We start from the raw sequence: 20488 nt of genomic DNA, 5'->3' as shown, positions 1-20488 counted from the left end.
GCATTCATTCCTTTGAATAAAAATTAATTATTTAAAATGAATAATGACTGTAAATTAATATCTCCTTTAGTACCATAATCAAAAAACAAATTCAGATTGAATTTTATAAAAAAATTCAATCTGAATTTGTTAAATTAATACAATTATTAACCAAAAAAAAGGGAAGCCTAAGCTTCCCTATTCATTAACTTGCTAAGCAATAAATAATTATGCTTGGCCTTTAACTTCTTTTAAGCCATTGAATGGTGCATTTTTACCTAATGCTTCTTCAATGCGAATCAGTTGGTTATATTTAGCAACACGGTCAGAACGGCTCATAGAACCTGTTTTGATTTGGCCTGCCGCTGTACCAACCGCTAAATCTGCAATAGTAGCATCTTCAGTTTCACCTGAACGGTGAGAGATAACAGCTGTATAGCCTGCATCTTTCGCCATTTTAATTGCAGCCAAAGTTTCAGTTAAAGAACCAATTTGGTTGAATTTGATCAGGATAGAGTTAGCGATGCCTTTATCGATACCTTCTTTTAGGATCTTAGTATTAGTTACAAACAGGTCATCACCAACCAGTTGGATTTTGTCACCAAGAACTTTAGTTTGGTATGCGAAACCATCCCAGTCAGACTCGTTCAGACCATCTTCGATAGATACGATTGGGTACTGTTTAGTCAGTTCTTCTAAATAATGTGTGAACTCTTGTGAAGTGAAGGTTTTGCCTTCGCCTTTCAGCTCATAATTACCGGTTTCTGCGTTATAGAACTCAGATGCTGCACAGTCCATCGCCAGTGTTACGTCTTTACCTAACACATAACCAGCTTGCTCAACCGCTTCTTTAATTGCTGCTAACGCTGCTGCGTTTGATTCTAAGTTAGGCGCATAACCACCTTCATCACCTACAGCTGTATTCATACCTTTAGATTTCAGTACTTTTGCTAAGTGATGGAAGATCTCAGAGCCCATACGGACAGCTTCTTTCAGCGTTGGTGCGCCAACAGGCTGGATCATGAATTCTTGGATATCAACGTTGTTATCAGCATGCTCACCACCATTGATGATGTTCATCATCGGCAGAGGCATAGAGTATTGACCGTGAGTACCATTCAAGTCAGAAATGTGCTCATACAGAGGCATACCTTTCGCCGCTGCTGCTGCTTTAGCATTTGCTAAAGATACAGCGAGAATTGCGTTTGCACCAAATTTAGATTTGTTCTCAGTGCCATCGAGATCAATCATGATTTTATCGATGTTAGCTTGGTCTTTAGCATCTTTACCGATCAGCGCTTCTGCGATTGGACCATTAACAGCAGCAACTGCTTTCAGAACACCTTTACCCAGAAAACGTGCTTTATCACCGTCACGCAGTTCCAGAGCTTCACGAGAACCTGTTGACGCACCTGATGGTGCCGCAGCTAAACCAACAAAGCCACCTTCTAAATGAACTTCAGCTTCTACAGTTGGGTTACCACGAGAGTCAATGATTTCACGACCGATCACTTTAACAATTTTGGACATTAGGTTTTCCTCAGTACAAGTTAAATTTTGGGAAGTTGGTGCACCTGCGCCGACTTCCCCATATCTTATTTCAACTCACCTTTCTGGTACTTACCAGCGGCTTTAACAAAACCTGCAAACAACGGATGACCATCTCTTGGTGTAGAGGTGAACTCTGGGTGGAACTGACAAGCCACAAACCATGGATGATTAGGGTTTTCAATAATTTCCACCAGCTTATTATCCACTGAACGACCTGCAATTTTTAGGCCCGCATCTTCAATACGTTTCAGTAGTAAATTATTCACCTCATAACGGTGGCGGTGACGTTCAATGATAGTTTCTGAACCATACATTTCACGTACAAGGCTACCATTCACTAAATGACATGGTTGGCCACCAACACGCATTGTTCCACCAAGATCGCTCTCTTCTGAACGTACTTCAAGGTTACCCTCTTCGTCGCGCCATTCAGTAATCAGCGCAACAACAGGGAATTTACAATCCGCTTTAAATTCTGTTGAGTTTGCATCTGCCATATTGGCAACATTACGTGCAAATTCAATCAATGCGACTTGCATACCCAAACAAATTCCTAAGTAAGGGATCTTGTTTTCACGTGCATATTGAGCGGTCAGAATTTTCCCTTCAACACCACGCTCGCCAAAGCCGCCTGGTACTAAAATAGCATCTAAACCTTTTAGTAACTCAACACCTCGAGTTTCAATATCTTGTGAATCAATTAATTTGATGTTCACAGTTAAACGGTTTTTCAAGCCACCGTGTTTTAATGCTTCAATTACAGATTTATACGCATCTGGTAACTCAACATATTTACCCACCATCCCAATAGTGACTTCACCAGCGGGATTGGCTTCTTCGTAAATAACTTGTTCCCACTCAGCTAAATTAGCTTCTGGCGCATCAATGCGGAAACGGTTACAGATGTATTCATCCAAACCTTGTGATTTCAATAAGGCTGGGATTTTATAAATTGAATCAACGTCTTTGAGAGAAATAACCGCTTTCTCTGGCACATTACAGAACAATGCGATTTTTGCACGTTCATTTGCTGGGATCACTCTGTCTGAACGACAAATCAGCACATCTGGTTGAATACCAATTGACAGTAATTCTTTCACAGAATGTTGAGTTGGCTTAGTTTTTACTTCACCAGCCGCTGCAAGGTATGGCACTAATGTTAAGTGCAAATATAATGTGCGTTCACGGCCAACTTCAGCTGCCATTTGACGAATCGCTTCAAGGAATGGCAATGATTCGATATCACCAACTGTACCACCAACTTCAACCAAAACAACGTCATGGCCTTCACCACCACGGATGATGCGGTCTTTAATTTCATTAGTGATATGAGGGATAACTTGAATTGTAGCGCCTAAATAGTCGCCACGGCGCTCTTTGCGCAGAACTTCAGAGTAAACACGCCCAGTCGTAAAGTTATTACGACGTGTCATTTTAGTACGGATGAAACGCTCATAGTGACCTAAATCTAAGTCAGTTTCAGCGCCGTCTTCTGTAACGAAAACTTCCCCGTGTTGGGTTGGGCTCATAGTGCCTGGATCTACGTTAATGTAGGGATCCAGTTTCATAATAGTCACATTGAGTCCACGGGCTTCGAGTATAGCCGCCAAAGAGGCTGCGGCAATGCCTTTACCCAGTGAGGATACGACCCCGCCGGTCACAAAAATATAATTAGTTTTCATGCTGAACCTGAAAGTTTAGGTTTAAAAGATGATGGATATAACAGGACGGGAAAACAGTATACCCGAACCTTAATTTCGCTACAAATGTTCTAAGCATAATAAGGCTAAATTTCATCAATACTCTAATATTATCAGCAAGTTAAAAGCGAAAAATATTTATCGCTTCAAAATTAGTCATCTTTATCTATTTTTATAGATTAACACAGTTCAAACACAAAAGCTAAATCCTTTCAGCTCATTGTATGGTGTAAAAAATGCGATTCTGCACTAACTTTGATTTTGAATAACTATTTACTCTAACTCTCCACATTTAACCTTCGAAAACTTCAACCTACATATTGTTTTTGAAGCTTTGTTTGGAGCCATTGCATGAGGTGATTTTAGAACAAACCAACCATATCGAATTTTTCTGTAGATGCTTCGTTCTATATATAATTAATGCTCTAGATAGTTCGTGCTACAGCTAGGCGGCAAGAGAGGATATCTCAGGGAGCATACACAAGTATGTGACCTGAGTAGCCGAACGTAGCCAACAACGCTGTAGTGCGAAATATGACGAGCAAAGCTAGACGGCAAGAGAAGATATCTCAGGGAGCATACACCAGTTATGTGACCTGAGTAGCCGAACGCAGCCAACAACGCTGTAGTGCGAAATATGACGAACCATTTTATTCTTGACTCTTAACCTGCTGCCAAAGCCCTTCCATCTCATCAAGTGTAGCACTTTCTGTCGTTTTGCCACTTTCCGCTAGGCTTTTTTCGATTTGACGAAAACGGCCTTCAAATTTGTTGCAAGCTTTTTGCAACGCTATTTCAGGTTTATGACCTAAATGGCGAGATAAATTCACTACGGCAAACAATAAATCGCCGATTTCTTCTTCTAGGTGAGTTTGGTCAACAACCACCTGTGTGGCTTCTTCCATCACCTCTTCAAGTTCTTCATGAACCTTACCCACAACAGGGCCTAACGTATCCCAGTCAAAACCGACCGAAGCACAACGCTTTTGAATTTTATAGGCTTTCATTAGTGCTGGGAGCGAATTCGGGATATCATCTAGCACAGAAAACTGCGATTTTTCAGCTCGCTCTTTTGCTTTTCGTTTTTCCCATCCCTCAATCACTTCCGAGCTGCTCAATGTGTTATTTGTATCAAAAATATGTGGGTGACGATGTTCAAGCTTATCGCTCACTGCTTGGCAAATATCATTAAAATCAAACAATGATTTTTCATTCGCCATTTGCGCATAGAAAACCACTTGGAACAATAAGTCGCCCAGCTCACCTTTTAAGTCGTTAAAATCTTCACGTTCTATCGCATCAAGCACTTCATAGGTTTCCTCAAGTGTATAAGGTGCAATAGTTTTAAATGTCTGTACTTTATCCCATGGGCAACCTGTTTGTGGGTCACGCAGCTGTGCCATAATGGATAATAAGCGTTCGATTTCGGGTTTTTCCTGACTCATTGTATTAACCTTTGATTTTCTTTTGTTTCTAATTGTCATCTTTATCTCAAACTTATCAGAAATGACACCTGTTCAACAAATTTTTCCCAACAAAAGAAAAAACAAAGAAAAGATTATTGAACATTTGCAAAAAATTATTTTCAAAATAGTTTGAATTGCAGCTAGGCGGCAAGTAAACGAGCCCCTAGGAGCATACATCAGTATGTGACTAAGGTGAGAGCACGCAGCCAACAACGCTGCGGCTCAAAATATGAAGAAAATGTAGGAGCATACATCAGTATGTGACTAAGATGAGCGCGCGCAGCCAACAACGCTACAACTCAAAATATGAAGAAAACCACTGACAATATGACAGTACTGATTTTCAAAATAGTTTGAGATGTAGGTAGGCGGCAAGCGAAGATATCTCGGGGAGCATACATAAGTATGTGACCCGAGTAGCTAAGTGTAGCCAACACCCCTACAACTCAAAATATGAAGAAAATGTAGGAGCATACATCAGTATGTGACTAAGGTGAGAGCACGCAGCCAACAACGCTGCGGCTCAAAATATGAAGAAAATGTAGGAGCATACATCGGTATGTGACTAAGATGAGAGCGCGCAGCCAACAACGCTGCGGTTCAAAATATGAAGAAAACCACTGACAATATAACAGTACTGATTTTCAAAATAGTTTGAGATGTAGGTAGGCGGCAAGCGAAGATATCTCGGGGAGCATACATAAGTATGTGACCCGAGTAGCTAAGTGTAGCCAACACCCCTACAACTCAAAATATGAAGAAAATCACTGGGAATGGCGTTTTGCCTCAATAACATCCGGCAACTGATTTAATTTTGCTAACACCCGGCTCAGCACCTCAATATTATACAGCTCAATTGTCATATCTATCGTTGCTAATTGCTGCTTCACATCGCTGCGGCTACTGACGCCAAGCACATTAACCTTCTCATTAGCTAATATTGTCGTGATATCACGTAGTAGACCACTACGGTCATTGGCGACAACTCTAACCACGAGAGAATAACCACTGGAATAGTTTTCTCCCCAAACTGCATCTATCACACGTTCTGGCGCATGACTTTGCAGCTCAGCTAATTGTTCGCAATCCGCACTGTGAATAGAAATACCTCGTCCTTTCGTGATAAAACCGACAATTTCATCCCCTGGAATTGGCTGGCAACAACGTGCAATATGGTGCATTAGGTTACCAACCCCTTCAACCACCACTCGACCACTACCATGGGATGGTGCTCTTGGGAGTGAAGACTTACTTTCTAATGTCTTCATTGCCGCGCGGTCTTCTTCTTCTGCGGTGGCTTTGTTAAATTTGCTTTGCAGGAAATTCACTAATTGGTTGATACGAATATCACCACCACCAATTCCTGCTAAAACTTCATCCAATGAGTGAACATTATAGCGCGCGATTAGCAGTTTTTCGGCCTCTCGGAGGCTGATATCAAGCTGCGATAATTCGCTATCTAGAATTTGGCGCCCTGCGAGGATGTTTTTGTCTCTATCTTGTTTACGGAACCAATTTTGGATTTTGGCTCGCCCACGGCTGGTTGTTACATACCCTAAGTTAGGATTTAACCAGTCACGGCTTGGGTTTGGGTGCTTTTGAGTGATAATTTCAATTTGGTCACCCATTTGTAATTGATAGCTAAATGGAACAATACGCCCACCTATTTTTGCACCAATACAACGATGGCCGACATCACTGTGAATGTGATAAGCGAAATCAAGCGGCGTCGAGCCTGCTGGCAAATCTACCACATCCCCTTTTGGGGTAAAAACATACACTCTGTCATCAAACACTTGGCTACGAACTTCATCTAGCATTTCGCCAGAATCTGCCATTTCTTCTTGCCATGCAATCAGCTTACGTAACCACGCAATACGGTTTTCGTAGCTACTTCCTTTGCCAATACCAGTCGCGCCTTCTTTGTATTTCCAATGCGCCGCAACCCCCAGCTCTGCATCTTCATGCATTTGACGGGTACGAATTTGAATTTCAAGTGTTTTGCCGTTTGGCCCTAATACTACTGTATGAATCGATTGATAACCATTAGGCTTTGGATTCGCCACATAGTCATCAAACTCATCAGGAAGGTGGCGAAAATGGGTATGAACAATTCCTAATGCAGCATAACAATCCTGCAAGCGTTCAACGACAATACGCACCGCTCGCACATCAAACAGTTCATCAAATGCCAATGATTTTTTCTGCATTTTACGCCAAATACTGTAAATATGCTTAGGTCGGCCATAGATATCTGCTTGAATATTCTCTTTTAACATGTACTTACGTAAGGTTGTTACGAAAGTATCTATGTACTCTTCACGGTCAATACGACGTTCATGGAGGAGCTTTGCAATTTTCTTATATTCATCGGGATGCAAATAACGAAAACAAAAGTCTTCTAACTCCCATTTTAACTGCCCAATTCCTAGGCGATTTGCTAAAGGAGCATAAATATTTGAACACTCTTTTGCAGCTAAGACGCGCTCATCTTCCGTTGCATCTTTGACTTCACGTAAATGAGCAATTCGTTCCGCTAACTTAATAACAACGCAGCGGAAATCCTCTACCATTGACAGTAGCATACGACGAATATTATCGACTTGTGTCGAGCTGGTTTCGCTTGATTGTGTTGCTTTGAGTTGGCGGATCGCATCCATTTCCAGCACGCCTTTAACAAGTTCGTGAATGGATTTGCCAAATTCCTCAATAACTTCTTGTTCTTCTAACTTCCCTTCTTCCACTAAGGGGAAAAGCAAAGCCGCTTGTAAGCTGCCGATATCCATACTTAATGTCGATAGGATCTCGGTCATTTCAATACCGCGCCACAGCAACAGAGGGGCGATTTCTTGTCCGGCTAATTTATCGTGACAATATTGCCAGGTATGGATGAGCTTTTCTTCTGATTGTTTATTGCTCAATCCCAGGCCGTTAACCCACTTTTCTGGGGCAAACTCACCTGCTGGGGTAAGATGCGCACTTCTTACTGCAACCATATGTTCTCCCTACCTATTAAACCTCTGGGCGACGGATAAATAACGCCATTGACTCTAAATGGCTAGTTTGCGGAAACATATCTAGCATCCGCAACTGTAATAATTGATAGCCCCCATCGAGTAAAGCTTTGCTATCTCTTGCCAATGTTGTGGGGTTACATGAAACATAGACAATTTTTTCTGGCATCAGTTTAATTAAATGTTCCATAACACCAGCAGCTCCAGCCCTAGCTGGGTCTAATAACACTTTATTAAAGCCATGAACTGCCCAAGGTTGTGTGTGTATCTGGGCTTCTAAGTTTTCATTATAGAATGTCGCATTACAAATAGTATTGAGCTGTGCATTGTTTCGTGCCTGTTCGACTAAATTTTCCACACCCTCAACACCCACAACAGATGTCACTAACCGTGCAATTGGCAATGTAAAGTTACCCATTCCACAAAAAAGATCTAATACCCTATCTTCACTGTTTAGATCTAACCATGCTAAAGCTTGTTCTACCATCTGCTGGTTAACTTGCCCATTCACTTGAATAAAATTTAACGGATTAAATTTTAGTATTTCCCCTGCAACTTGATATTCAGGTTGTGGCGAATTTGGTGACAGAGCCTGTAAGTTTTCATCATTACCCGCTAACCAGATAGACACTCCGTGCTGATTTTCAAAATCGCTTAACTTTTGGGTATCTGATAACGAAAAAGGGGTTAAGTAACGAATCAATACAATTTTACAATTGTCTGCACGAATAAGTTCTACATGGCCCAGTTTCGATTTATTACTGAGCTGGTTAATACATTCAGAAAGTGGTTTTAGTAAGATATCCAAATCAGGGGACAAGATAGGACAATTTTTTATATCAACCAATGTGTTAGATTGAGATTGACGAAACCCCATAACGACATTTTTACTTTTAGGCTGATACTGTAGACCTAATCGAGCTCGACGGCGGTAACCATATGGCTCACCACTAATCACCGTGGGAACGGATATATCTAGCGATGTTTCGCGCTGCATCAAGTAAGCTAAAGCATGAGCTTTGCTTTCTCTTTGCAGTGCAATGTCAACATGTTGCTGTTGGCACCCCCCACATTGATTAAAATAACGGCACCGAGGCTTTACTCTTTGTGGGCTCGTGCTCAAGCGTTTAGTCACCTTCCCTTTAGCAAAATGCCGCTTCTCTTCCGTCAATTCAATTTGTGCTTCTTCTCCAGGCAATAAACCTGTTACAAAAATGGTTTTTCCTTCGATACGGGCAACACCTTGCCCTGCAGCATCGAGGCTATCAGCTACAACCGTGATTTGACGGCGTGAAGTGGTACGGCGATTAGGAGAGTAAAATTGAGCCATAAAGTAGTCACTACAGAGTATTAAGTTATAAAAATCATGATTGCCGAGTTTTCAATTTTAATGCGTTGTTTTTTTCGCTAATTAATCCAGAAAAACGGTCAGTCCCATTATACCTGTTTTTCCTATCATTTGATTGACTACTTTTCCATTTTTATTATGCCATTCAATTATTATATTAGTTACTAACCATAAATTTACGATATTCTTCATAGGCATAGTGGTCTGTCATACCGCTAATATAGTCTTGAATCAAACGAGCTCGATAATAAAACTCCAGAATAGATTTATCTGCTTCATTCGTTGCAGAAATTTTCTCAAGTGCTTCCGTGTAAGATAAGCGATGCTTATTAGATAATTTATGGAACAATCTCGTTTCAATGAAAAAGTGCTTGTGGTAATTTTTTTCAACGAGCTCAGCAAAATCCCTTCTATTCATCATCAGTAATGGGCTATAAAAATCTAATAACCCACTGATAATTCGGTAGCCTTGCAACTCTAACTCTTCAACTTCATGGTGGTTAAATACATGTTTAAAAGCCACTGTTTTCAATACTTTCAGTAATCTATGTTCTGGGCTTTTATCTTCTAACAAAGCGCTGTTAAAAGTGCCATTATAAATTTCAGGCAGATTTTTAATAAACTGCAGTGCACTGTAATGAGACAACTTCCCTGTAATATTAACGCGCAAATACATAAAGAACTGATCTTGCTGAATACGCCTTGTGTGGTTGTCACTGATATTATTGAAAGCTCGCATGACAGTTTGATCGAACAAATCATTTTGTTCAATATCACCCCACTCTGCTTTTAAGTACTCAATCAACTGCTCAACAGTAAAAATGCCTTTTTCCGCGGCATCATCTAAATCAGCAATACAATATGAAATATCATCAGCCGCTTCCATAATATAGGACAGAGGGAAACGGCAGTATTTCTCCATATCGAGTTTTTTGGTTAACTCACTGACAAAGTCCACCTCTGACCAATAATAGCCTGGTTTTTTCATCAAATAATCAAACTCAGGGGGAATTGGCTCCAAATCATAAGCTCCACGCGTATATTTTAAGATAGAACCAATTTGTGCATAAGTTAAGTTTAGTTTGAGTAAACGATGCGCCATGCGCAGCCCTTGCGCATTACCTTCAAATGAGCATAAATCCTGCTTTAATTGACGGCGGAATAAGTCTTGCTTTTCATTTCCAGTTAATTGTAATGCCGGTATTTGGCATGGGTCAGGGGAATTGGGTGTATATAAGTAACTTGGCGACAGTAACTTGGTAAACCACCGTTGAATTGCGGCCTCACCAAAGTGCCCAAATGGTGGATTACCGATATCATGCATTAAACAAGCCATTTCGACTAAGCTTTCAAACGCATCACAACGTTCATCTAACCCATAGGGCTCCAGTAATTTTTTCTTTTTTAATTCACCTAAAACCGTTTTACTGATGTAACGGCCAACCTGCTGAACCTCTAGTGAGTGAGTTAATCGGCTACGTACTGCTGCGTTTTGCTCTAAGGGGAAAACTTGTGTTTTTTGTTGTAAGCGGCGAATGGCTGCTGAATTGATAATCCGCCCACGATCACTTTCAAATAAGCGATTAACCGCATCTTCATCTTTAGGTGAAATTTTTTGGTTTTTCGCACTGCTCATGTAGTTACGCTGAAAGTTTAGCTTCTTAACAAAATTAATCTCACCCACTCTGCCACCTTCCCTATTTCGATTGATGTTTCATTATATAGCCTAAATACAGGAAAAAACCTTCACGACTCACCTTTCAATGTTACACTTCGTGCATCTTTGTAATTTCGTTGTCAAAATTCGAGTTGTTGCAATTAAAATTGCGAGCCCACTCGAAGAATGCAGCAATAACACAATAAAACATTATCGTCCCTAGTCAAAATATTGACACTATATTGACATTAATAGTGCAAATTGTGCAGGGAAAAGGAGACAAAATGAAAGTTGGAATAATTGGTGCCATGGAACAGGAAGTGGCGATTTTGCGCTCACAAATTGAAAACTGCCAAACTATTAACCGTGCTGGTTGTGAGATTTATACAGGCCAAATTAATGGCGTTGACGTTGCATTATTGAAATCAGGTATTGGTAAAGTCGCAGCCGCAATCGGTACAACACTATTATTAGAGCATTGCCAACCAGATGTCGTGATTAACACAGGTTCCGCAGGTGGTTTAGACCCTCGTTTAAACGTCGGCGATATCGTGGTTTCTACAGAAGTTCGTTATCATGATGCTGATGTGACCGCATTCGGTTATGAACCCGGCCAAATGGCACAGTGTCCGCCAGCTTTCGTTGCTGATACTAAGTTAATTGAAGTTGCTGAGCAGTGCATTAAGTTATTGGATATGAACGCTGTTCGTGGATTAGTCTGTAGCGGTGATGCTTTTATTAATGGTGCTGAGCCACTGGCGCGCATCAAAGCGATGTTCCCACAAGTTGCGGCAGTAGAAATGGAAGCCACCGCGATTGGTCAAGTATGTCACCAATTTGGCATTCCATTTGTCGTCGTTCGTGCCATTTCAGATGTTGCAGATAAAGAATCCCACACGAGCTTTGATGAGTTTTTACCTGTTGCTGCCCGTCAATCTTCCCTGATGATCACTGCAATTTTAGCTAAGCTCGCTTAATCATTTGCACAAAAGGTATAACTATTTGTTAGTTATACCTTTTAATTAATTCTACGATGAATTTTGTTATGAAACGAATAACGCATTATTTTTCCCTTACTATCACCTTATTATGTGCTTTACTGGTGGCCTTTTCTGCACTAGGGGCAGCAAAGCAGCGCGTTATTAGTTTATCACCGGCCAATACTGAACTTGCTTATGCAGCAGGGCTTGGGGATAGCTTAATTGCGGTCAGTGCTTACTCCGATTACCCAGAGCAAGCAAGAAAATTAGAACAAGTCTCTGATTGGCAAGGTTTAAATGTAGAACGTATTATCGCACTTAAACCTGATTTAATCCTCGCATGGCGAGGAGGAAACCCCCAGCGGCCTCTTGATCAACTCGCAGGCCTCGGTATCCCAATTATTTATTTCGATCCTCAAACTATTGATGATGTCATCAACTCAGTGATTGAATTAGCACAATACAGCCCAACCCCAGAGATAGCACAACAAAATGTTGAAAAAATGCGCTCTAGGGTCGCTCCTTATCAAAAAGAAAAAATTTCTAATAAAAAATCAAAGAAAGTGTTCATTCAGCTCGGTACTCAGCCTTTATTTAGCGCAGGTAACCACACGCTGCAAAATGATGTCGTAGAGTTTTGTGGGAGTGAAAATATTTTTGCTAACAGCGCTGTTCAATGGCCTCAAGTCAGTCGTGAGCAGGTGCTCACTCGCAAACCAGATGTAATAATCATGACGGGCTCGGCAGAACAGGAAAAAGCAGTGAAAGAATTTTGGCACTCACAGCTCAATGTCCCAATTATCCGATTAAATGAAGATTGGTTTCACCGAGCAGGCCCAAGGATTGTTAATGCGACAGAACAACTGTGCGAGCAGTTAAACGCATTATCTGATTGAGAATTACAAATTACAAAAATTTTCTAAATAGTTCGAGTTGTGGCAAGGCGGCAAATGAAGATATCTCGGGGAGCATACATTAGTATGTGACCCGAGTAACTGAATGAAGCCAACACCGCCACAGCTCGAAATATGACGAAAATTAGACGCTGAAAGACGAACCACACCCACAAGTAGACTTAGCATTCGGATTGGTCACAATAAAGCGCGAACCTTCTAAGCCTTCAGTATAATCAACACTTCCACCCACTAAATATTGTAGGCTCATTGGGTCTACGACAAGAGCAACACCTTGTTTCTCGATTGTCATATCGCCTTCATTGATCTGGTCATCAAATGTGAAACCATATTGGAAACCGCTGCATCCGCCACCAGTGATATAAACACGCAGACGCAGGTTTGGGTTGTCCTCATCAGAGACCAGATCTTTAACTTTAATTGCTGCCGCATCAGTAAATTGCAAAGGCAGAGCTGCATCATCACTCATTTTTTACTCCAAACCGGTGACCGGTAAATTCATGTGTAGGCTAAAACCTACTCAGATCAATTAACCTAATTATCCGCCACTTGACTAAATGGTTCAAGTGTTGTTACTCAATTAGACACATTGTGCATATCTTCGTATCAACATTTGGTTTAATTGGTGTGGTGCTTTAGAATGAGAGCAATTTTTTTCTTAGCCTCTTTCTGGAGCCCTGCGATGTCACAATCTGAAAAACTTTACGCACAAGCAAAAGAACAAATTCCTGGTGGTGTAAACTCCCCTGTTCGTGCTTTTAATGGTGTTGGTGGAACCCCATTATTTATTGAAAAAGCGGATGGCGCTTATATTTATGACGTTGATGGTAAAGCCTATGTAGATTATGTTGGCTCATGGGGACCAATGGTTTTAGGCCATAACCATCCTGAGATCCGTGATGCCGTGATCAAAGCGGTTCATAAAGGATTAAGTTTTGGTGCTCCGACTGCCGCTGAAGTTGAAATGGCTGAATTAGTTTGTGAACTAGTCCCCTCTATGGATATGGTACGCATGGTAAATTCAGGCACTGAGGCGACCATGAGCGCAATTCGCCTAGCTCGGGGTTACACAGGCCGTGACAAAATCATCAAATTTGAAGGCTGCTATCATGGCCATGCAGATTGCTTATTAGTCAAAGCGGGTTCTGGTGCGCTTACTATGGGCGAACCAAACTCTCCTGGCGTTCCTGAAGATTTTGTCAAACACACATTAACTTGTACCTATAATGACCTGTCTTCAGTCCGCCAAGCATTTGAAAATTATCCAGAAGATATTGCATGTGTCATTGTTGAACCTGTTGCAGGAAATATGAATTGCGTACCACCAACAGCTGAATTTTTACCCGGTTTACGTGCATTATGTGATGAATTCAATGCCGTACTCATCATTGATGAAGTCATGACAGGCTTTCGCGTCGCATTAGGTGGGGCACAAGATTACTACGATGTTCAGCCTGATTTAACCTGTTTAGGTAAAATCATCGGTGGTGGTATGCCTGTTGGTGCCTTCGGTGGCCGCCTTGAAATTATGGAAAAACTAGCACCAATTGGGCCTGTTTACCAAGCAGGGACCTTATCTGGTAACCCTGTCGCGATGGCTGCTGGCCTCGCTTGCTTAAAAGAAGTCTCTCAGCCGGGAGTCCACTCACGTTTAAATGAATTAACAGAAAAGTTAGCTCGTGGTTTAAAACGTGTTTCCGCAGAGCAAGGTATCCCGATGGTTATCAATCACGTCGGTGGCATGTTTGGTATTTTCTTCACCGATGCCCCAACCGTAACTTGTTACCAAGATGTGATGAAATGCGACGTTGAGCGCTTTAAGAAATTTTTCCATTACATGTTAGAGCAAGGTATTTACCTCGCGCCTTCTGCATTTGAAGCTGGCTTTATGTCTATCGCCCACAGCGATGAAGACATTGAGAAAACTATCAAAGCCGCAGAAACTGCATTGATGAAAATTAAAGAGAATTAATTCACATTGATGTTATAGAGGTGAAATTTTATCCATTTTCACCTCTATTTTTTTATAGTTAAGATATAGTTAAGAATAGATAACTCTAGGTTCGACACCACAATTCCCTAACTAATTAGCATTCAAATAATTAGCCTTTCAAATAAGCAATTCACCAACTAATTAATTCTCTAAATAGTTCGAGTTGTGGCAAGGCGGCAAATAAGGAAATCCCTAAGAGCAAACACAAGTATGTGACTAGGGTTGACGAATGAAGCCAACACAGTCACAACTTGAAATATGACGAGAAAAGCCTTACACCACAATTCCCTAACTAATTAACATTCAAATAATTAGCCTTTCAAATAAGCAATTCACCAACTAATTAATTCTCTAAATAGTTCGAGTTGTGGCAAGGCGGCAAATGAGGAAATCCCTAGGAGCATACACAAGTATGTGACTAGGGTTGACGAATGAAGCCAACACAGTCACAACTTGAAATATGACGAGAAGAGCCTTACACCACAATTCCCTAACTAATTAACATTCAAATAATTAGCCTTTCAAATAAGCAATTCACCAACTAATTAATTCTCTAAATAGTTCGAGTTGTGGCAAGGCGGCAAATGAGGAAATCCCTAGGAGCATACACAAGTATGTGACTAGGGTTGACGAATGAAGCCAACACAGTCACAACTTGAAATATGACGAGAATTTAGGGGTTATTGCCAAACATATCCTTAACCCAATCCGGCGCATCATCTTGTTGCTCGCCATTATTACCATTTAAGTCCCAGACCGGGGCTTGCTCTTCTGACGCTTGGCATAACCCTTCTGGGTTATCTGTCCAAATCGGCAACATTCTACCGCCGCCGAAGTTTGAGCAACTTAATTGGCCGTCAGCAGTGACTTGCATATCAACAATGCCCTCTGGTGCACGGTTGATAAGTGCTAATGGCGCTTGGTTATCTAAGTAGCGTTGGTACACTTTCAGTGCGCCTGTCGCCCCTGTTAATTGTGTTGGACCGTTATTATCACGGCCAACCCACACAATCGCCACTTCTTTGCCATCAATACCTGCATACCAGCTATCGCGTAGATCGTTAGTTGTCCCTGTTTTACCGGCTAAATTATACTTGGCGTATTTGGTCAATAAGACTCTGCCCGTACCTTGTTTAACCACTTGCTGCATGCCATACAATGTGAGGTATGCCGCTTGGGAAGGTACTGCTCGCTCTGCAGATGGGTAGCTTTGGTAAATTTCATTGCCATCTCCATCAATAACAGAACGCAATGCAGATAATTTCGCACGATTACCGTCACCACCAATGGTTTGATAAACTTGAGCAACTTCCGCTGGTGTTAGGTTAACTGCACCTAATAACATCGCAGGAACTTTTTCCATGGCAGCCGCAGGAGCTCCTAAGCGTACAAAAGTATTAAACACTTGGTCTAAACCAACCTCTAGCCCTAAGTTTACCGTTGGGATATTTTGTGATTTTGCCAAAGCGTCAACTAACATCATACGGCCGTTGAAATTACGGCTGTAGTTTCTTGGGCTCCAGTTTTGATTCCCGACTTTTACTGTTAGTGGCTCATCTTTTAACCATGTATTTAAACGAAAACGGTCCGGTTCACTTAGTGCAGCGAGGTATACCGGAGGTTTTGCCAGAGAACCAATGCTGCGCCGTGCATTTAACGCACGGTTAAACCCTGAATATTGGGGCTGAGAACCACCAACCATAGCGCGTACTTCGCCATTAATGCGGTCAACTACCACCATTGCACCTTCTATGTCATCTAATTTACGAGATTTACGTAAATCAGCGACACCATTCTCAACTGCATTTTCAGCCGCAGTTTGAGCCACAGGATCTAGAGTGGTAAAAATTTTCGCACCAGAGAGTTCTTTAACTTTATCGCCCAATTTTTCATTGAGTTCTGAACGAACCATTTGCATAAAGGCAGGTTGAGAAGCCACTAGCCCTTCTTTATTTTTCACACCGAGAGGCCTTGCGCTCAGTACCTGATACATTTCTTGGTCAATCACACCGCGTGTTTCCAAGATTTTCAGTACGATATTACGGCGTTTAATCGCATTTTGTGGCTTAGTCCAAGGGTTATACGTTGATGCCCCTTGCACCATACCGACTAATAACGCCTGTTGATCAAAACTTAGTTCATTGATTGGACGACCAAAGTAATACAAGCTCGCTAATGGGAAACCACGAATTTCATCATTACCATTTTGGCCTAAAAAGACTTCGTTTAAATACAGCTCTAAAATGCGCTCTTTGCTGTAGTTATAGTCCAATAAAACCGCCATGTACGCTTCATTGGCTTTACGTTTTAATGTCCGTTCATTGGTCAAAAAGAGATTTTTGACTAACTGCTGAGTTAAGGTACTTCCCCCTTGAACAGAGCGTCCTGCACTTAAGTTAGCAACAACAGCACGGCCAATAGAGTACAAACTGACACCATCGTGCTCATAAAAGTTTCGATCTTCGGTTTCTAGTAAGATTTTAACTAAGGACTCAGGGAAATCAGATATCGGTAAAACTAACCGTTGCTCATTATTCGCCGACTGCATCATCGTGATCAGTTTCGGGTCCAAGCGGAAAAAGCCAAATGAGCGGCCGTTTTCCATATTTTCAATTTTGCTCAACGCGTTATTATCAAACACCATACGCGCGAGTATTTGCCCTTCTTTTTGATCAGGGAAATTGAACGGTCGGCGTAAGATTTCGATACTATTACCGCGTACTACAAATTCGCCCGATATCGTTATTTTACTCACTTTACGGTATTGCATACCTTCAAGCAGGCGAACCATTTCAGCCTGGCTGTAGTCCATGCCCGGTTCAAGATTAACCATCCGGCCGTATACTGCGGCGGGTAAATCCCAAACCTTACCATCGAGACGTTCTTTAATTTGTTGGTTTAAATAAAAACCATATGCCGCGAGTAAAACAGCAAATACGATCATCAGTTTGACTAGCAGCCAAAACCAACGCCATTTACTTTTTACCTTCCGAGGCTTGTTCTTTTTTGAGCCTTTTTTAGCCATTTGCTCTTCTTCATCTTCATCATCGAGATATTGTTCATCAATATCATCATCTTCAAATAAATCTTCATCGTCATAGTCATCGCGGTCTCTACGGCGGCGAGATGAAGACTGTTTTTTCCCAGCAGTTTTTTTATTACGTCTGCCGATCGGTTCAAAATCTTTACCTGACATGGTCACTCCATATCACATGACAAAATAACTTAATAACTCACTAGTTACGCCAGTTTAGTGGTTAATTTTGGCTCATAACCTCAGAGATTTCACCAAAGAAAGCTCTTAATTACATTTCCTTACTCAGGTTAACGCATCGATAGCCTGAATGAGGAAACCCGCTATTAGAGCACAAAAATAGGTTATTTCGCACCCATCATCGCTTTTTTTGTTTGTCTCGTTGGCGCAGTATTTGCAGGGTCATCCGGCCATAAATGCTTTGGATAACGCCCTTTCATCTCTTTTTGTATCTCTTTATAGCTACCCTGCCAAAATGCGCCAAGGTCTTGCGTAATCTGTAATGGCCGCATCGCAGGAGAAAGCAAAGAGAGCGTAATAGGAATTTTCCCTTGTGCTACTGTCGGGTTCGCTTTTTCCCCGTACATTTCTTGCATACGAATAGCTATCACTGGTGGCTTATCTAACGAATAGTGAATACTTACATCATGTAAAGATGGCGCTCGATAGGTCTTCGGAAACATACTTTCTAACCACTGTTGCTGCTGCCAATCTAATCGATTGATTAATAAAGAGGCTAAATCAATCTGCTGTAGTTTTTGCTTATTTGTTATGCCATCAAGATAAGGTTCAAGCCATTCATCTAACGAATCTAATAGCGCTATATCATCAAAATCAGGAAAAGCAATATCAGGAAAATGCCGCTTAGCTAGCATGCAGCGAATACACAATTGCAAAGCATCTTCCTGCCAATTTAACTGCTGCAAGCCATTTTGCTTCAACCAATAAACCAGCGCTTGGCGAATCTCAGCCTTATCAGGGTTGCTCAAACGTTCTGATTTCACTATTAATTGGCCACATTGCAAGCGTTTCCAAGCTAATAAGGTCCCTTTTTGTTCATCCCATTCGACCGTTTCTTGAGTGTTAAATAAAGATGGGCAATCTGCTTGTAATCTGTCAATTTCAATAGGGTAAGCCAAGGAAATACGCGCATCCGCCATATTTTCGGGTTGCCATAAAGACACCACCATTAACCACGACTCTCCCATTAGCCTATCCGATTCACCCAATATTGCCCCCAAACCACTCGCTAATTGATAGCGATGTTGGTTATCTCGAGATTTCGCAATGCGATCGGGATAACCCACAGCTAACAACGTTGGTAACCACTCACTAATTAGCGCATCTTGCTGGCCAATGGTACTCAACACTTTTTGTTCGCAAAGTGCTGATGCTCTCTTGCACCACCCCTCAGTTGGCCTTTCTATATAATAACGAAGATCCGCATCTTGTTGACGAGGAGGTTCCTCGATAATCGCCACCAGCAACGCAGCTAATTGAATAACATGCTGATTTTGGGTTTGTTGTGCCTTACATAGCATTGCCGCTGTTCGCACTGAACTGCCTAACACCGCCATCTGCTGCCCAAAAGGCGTTAACTTACCAGCCACATCAATGGCACCTAATTGATTAAGTAAATTTTTTGCCGCAGATATCGCAGGTTTCGGGGGTAAAGTCAGCCAATTCAGCTGTGCCGCGTCGTGACAGCCCCACTGTAATAAAGATAACCATAAGTTGCTTAGGTCACTTTGTGCAATTTCAGCCTCGCTAAATTGAGCCGCACGTTCAGCTTGCTCTTCACTAAATAAGTGCCAACAAACACCTGCTTCTAAACGGCCTGCTCGACCGGCTCGCTGCGCCATCGATGCTTGGCTGATTCGCTGTTTAATGAGCTTTGTCAGTCCTGTTCGTGGGTTGAACTGCCCCACACGTTCAAAACCACTGTCCATCACAAGGCGGATCCCTTCAATCGTTAAACTGGTTTCCGCAATATTGGTGGCTAATACGACCTTTCGCATTCTTTCTGGTGCTAGCTGTATCGCCTGTTGCTGAGCCTGTAGAGATAATGCTCCGTATAAAGGACATAAAAGTATGTCCTCACTTACCATCGAAGCGAGTTCTACTCTTACTTTCTCGATTTCCCCCATACCTGGAAGAAATAATAATAAAGACCCGTGCTCTTGTTGCAATAACTGCCAAGCCGCTAGTGCTACTTCTTTATGAAAGAGTTTATTTGGGTTAATAGGATGATATTCACGTATTACGGGGAACGTGCGCCCTTGTGAAGTGATAACTGGAGCATCAGGAAACAACTGATTCAGCCCTTGATTATCCAATGTCGCTGACATTAATAAAATACGTAAATCTTCACGTAAGGCTTGCTGTGAATCAATTAACAAAGCGAGACCTAAGTCTGCCTGTAAATTTCGTTCATGAAACTCATCTAAAATGACTAAGCCAACCCCTTCAAGCATTGGGTCATTTTGCAGTAAGCGGGTCAGTACGCCTTCTGTCACGACTTCAAGACGCGTGTGGCGACTAACTCTAGTTTCAGATCGCATGCGTAAACCAATGGTATGACCGATATCTTCACCAAGTTGCTGTGCGAGGCGAGCCGCTACTGAACGTGCCGCTAAGCGACGGGGTTCCAACATAATAACCCGCCCATCAATAACCCCACTTTTTAATATTTCTAACGGTAAAACCGTTGATTTACCTGCACCTGTAGGTGCATGAAGCAAAACTTGAGGTGAAGCGACTAACGCGGTAAGTATGTCCTCACAAACTTCGAATATCGGTAACACTGAGGTTATCACTCCATGTATTTAACTTTTACTGTCAGACATTGTAGC

12 protein-coding genes are annotated in these 20488 nt (G+C 41.7%); 3 read left to right on the top strand and 9 right to left on the bottom strand.

Going from position 1 to position 20488, the window contains the following annotated elements; all coding sequences use genetic code 11:
• Nucleotides 1–207 precede the first annotated feature (207 nt).
• The 6 genes from eno to dgt form a co-directional block, all read right to left on the bottom strand.
• Entirely contained in the window at nucleotides 208–1509 is a 1302-nt protein-coding gene (gene eno / locus PZ638_RS05130) for a phosphopyruvate hydratase (RefSeq protein ID WP_004260453.1), read from the bottom strand.
• Between the two features lie 65 nt (nucleotides 1510–1574).
• Nucleotides 1575–3212 (bottom strand): glutamine hydrolyzing CTP synthase, encoded by a 1638-nt coding sequence (gene pyrG, locus PZ638_RS05125; RefSeq protein WP_004260455.1) that lies wholly within the window; start codon nucleotides 3210–3212, stop codon nucleotides 1575–1577.
• A 668-nt stretch (nucleotides 3213–3880) separates the two neighbouring features.
• Nucleotides 3881–4675, bottom strand: coding sequence for a nucleoside triphosphate pyrophosphohydrolase (mazG, locus tag PZ638_RS05120; RefSeq protein ID WP_036958289.1), 795 nt, complete (start codon nucleotides 4673–4675; stop codon nucleotides 3881–3883).
• 785 nt (nucleotides 4676–5460) lie between these two features.
• Nucleotides 5461–7692 carry a GTP diphosphokinase gene (gene relA, locus PZ638_RS05115; RefSeq protein ID WP_094960957.1) on the bottom strand — a complete coding sequence of 744 codons (2232 nt, stop codon included), beginning with the start codon at nucleotides 7690–7692 and terminating at the stop codon, nucleotides 5461–5463.
• Between the two features lie 16 nt (nucleotides 7693–7708).
• Complete coding sequence (gene rlmD / locus PZ638_RS05110) at nucleotides 7709–9040, bottom strand: 23S rRNA (uracil(1939)-C(5))-methyltransferase RlmD (protein ID WP_094960956.1); 1332 nt, start codon at nucleotides 9038–9040, stop codon at nucleotides 7709–7711.
• A 175-nt stretch (nucleotides 9041–9215) separates the two neighbouring features.
• Nucleotides 9216–10742, bottom strand: coding sequence for a dGTPase (gene dgt, locus PZ638_RS05105; protein ID WP_094960955.1), 1527 nt, complete (start codon nucleotides 10740–10742; stop codon nucleotides 9216–9218).
• A gap of 257 nt (nucleotides 10743–10999) precedes the next feature.
• On the opposite strand from dgt, the gene mtnN reads away from it, so the two are divergent.
• Nucleotides 11000–11692 carry a 5'-methylthioadenosine/S-adenosylhomocysteine nucleosidase gene (gene mtnN, locus PZ638_RS05100; protein WP_036958290.1) on the top strand — a complete coding sequence of 231 codons (693 nt, stop codon included), beginning with the start codon at nucleotides 11000–11002 and terminating at the stop codon, nucleotides 11690–11692.
• Nucleotides 11693–11760: 68 nt separating this feature from the next.
• Nucleotides 11761–12591 carry a vitamin B12 ABC transporter substrate-binding protein BtuF gene (gene btuF, locus PZ638_RS05095; RefSeq protein WP_206277832.1) on the top strand — a complete coding sequence of 277 codons (831 nt, stop codon included), beginning with the start codon at nucleotides 11761–11763 and terminating at the stop codon, nucleotides 12589–12591.
• A 142-nt stretch (nucleotides 12592–12733) separates the two neighbouring features.
• Here btuF and erpA read toward each other — a convergent pair whose 3' ends face one another.
• The gene (gene erpA / locus PZ638_RS05090) at nucleotides 12734–13078 is read right to left on the bottom strand and encodes an iron-sulfur cluster insertion protein ErpA (protein WP_004260480.1); all 345 of its coding nucleotides are present in this window, start codon (nucleotides 13076–13078) and stop codon (nucleotides 12734–12736) included.
• 213 nt (nucleotides 13079–13291) lie between these two features.
• Between erpA and hemL the strand changes: the two genes are divergently transcribed.
• The gene (gene hemL, locus PZ638_RS05085) at nucleotides 13292–14581 is read left to right on the top strand and encodes a glutamate-1-semialdehyde 2,1-aminomutase (RefSeq protein WP_110592616.1); all 1290 of its coding nucleotides are present in this window, start codon (nucleotides 13292–13294) and stop codon (nucleotides 14579–14581) included.
• A gap of 694 nt (nucleotides 14582–15275) precedes the next feature.
• Here the strand turns inward: hemL and mrcB are convergent.
• Nucleotides 15276–17798, bottom strand: coding sequence for a bifunctional glycosyl transferase/transpeptidase (mrcB, locus tag PZ638_RS05080; RefSeq protein ID WP_206277764.1), 2523 nt, complete (start codon nucleotides 17796–17798; stop codon nucleotides 15276–15278).
• 182 nt (nucleotides 17799–17980) lie between these two features.
• A complete protein-coding gene (hrpB, locus tag PZ638_RS05075; RefSeq protein ID WP_094960951.1) occupies nucleotides 17981–20440 on the bottom strand; it encodes an ATP-dependent helicase HrpB in 2460 nt (819 codons plus the stop codon).
• Between the last annotated feature and the right edge of the window lie 48 nt (nucleotides 20441–20488).

The sequence above is a fragment of the Providencia hangzhouensis genome, from assembly GCF_029193595.2.
In the GTDB taxonomy this organism is placed as follows: Bacteria; Pseudomonadota; Gammaproteobacteria; order Enterobacterales; family Enterobacteriaceae; genus Providencia; species Providencia hangzhouensis.
This window is presented reverse-complemented; position numbering and strand designations above follow the sequence as displayed.

Bases quoted from the DNA above. Each gene is read 5' to 3' on its own strand.
- eno (WP_004260453.1), bottom strand. From the start codon at position 1,509: ATGTCCAAAATTGTTAAAGTGATCGGTCGTGAAATCATTGACTCTCGT.
- pyrG (WP_004260455.1), bottom strand. From the start codon at position 3,212: ATGAAAACTAATTATATTTTTGTGACCGGCGGGGTCGTATCCTCACTG.
- mazG (WP_036958289.1), bottom strand. From the start codon at position 4,675: ATGAGTCAGGAAAAACCCGAAATCGAACGCTTATTATCCATTATGGCA.
- relA (WP_094960957.1), bottom strand. From the start codon at position 7,692: ATGGTTGCAGTAAGAAGTGCGCATCTTACCCCAGCAGGTGAGTTTGCC.
- rlmD (WP_094960956.1), bottom strand. From the start codon at position 9,040: ATGGCTCAATTTTACTCTCCTAATCGCCGTACCACTTCACGCCGTCAA.
- mtnN (WP_036958290.1), top strand. From the start codon at position 11,000: ATGAAAGTTGGAATAATTGGTGCCATGGAACAGGAAGTGGCGATTTTG.
- btuF (WP_206277832.1), top strand. From the start codon at position 11,761: ATGAAACGAATAACGCATTATTTTTCCCTTACTATCACCTTATTATGT.
- erpA (WP_004260480.1), bottom strand. From the start codon at position 13,078: ATGAGTGATGATGCAGCTCTGCCTTTGCAATTTACTGATGCGGCAGCA.
- hemL (WP_110592616.1), top strand. From the start codon at position 13,292: ATGTCACAATCTGAAAAACTTTACGCACAAGCAAAAGAACAAATTCCT.
- mrcB (WP_206277764.1), bottom strand. From the start codon at position 17,798: ATGTCAGGTAAAGATTTTGAACCGATCGGCAGACGTAATAAAAAAACT.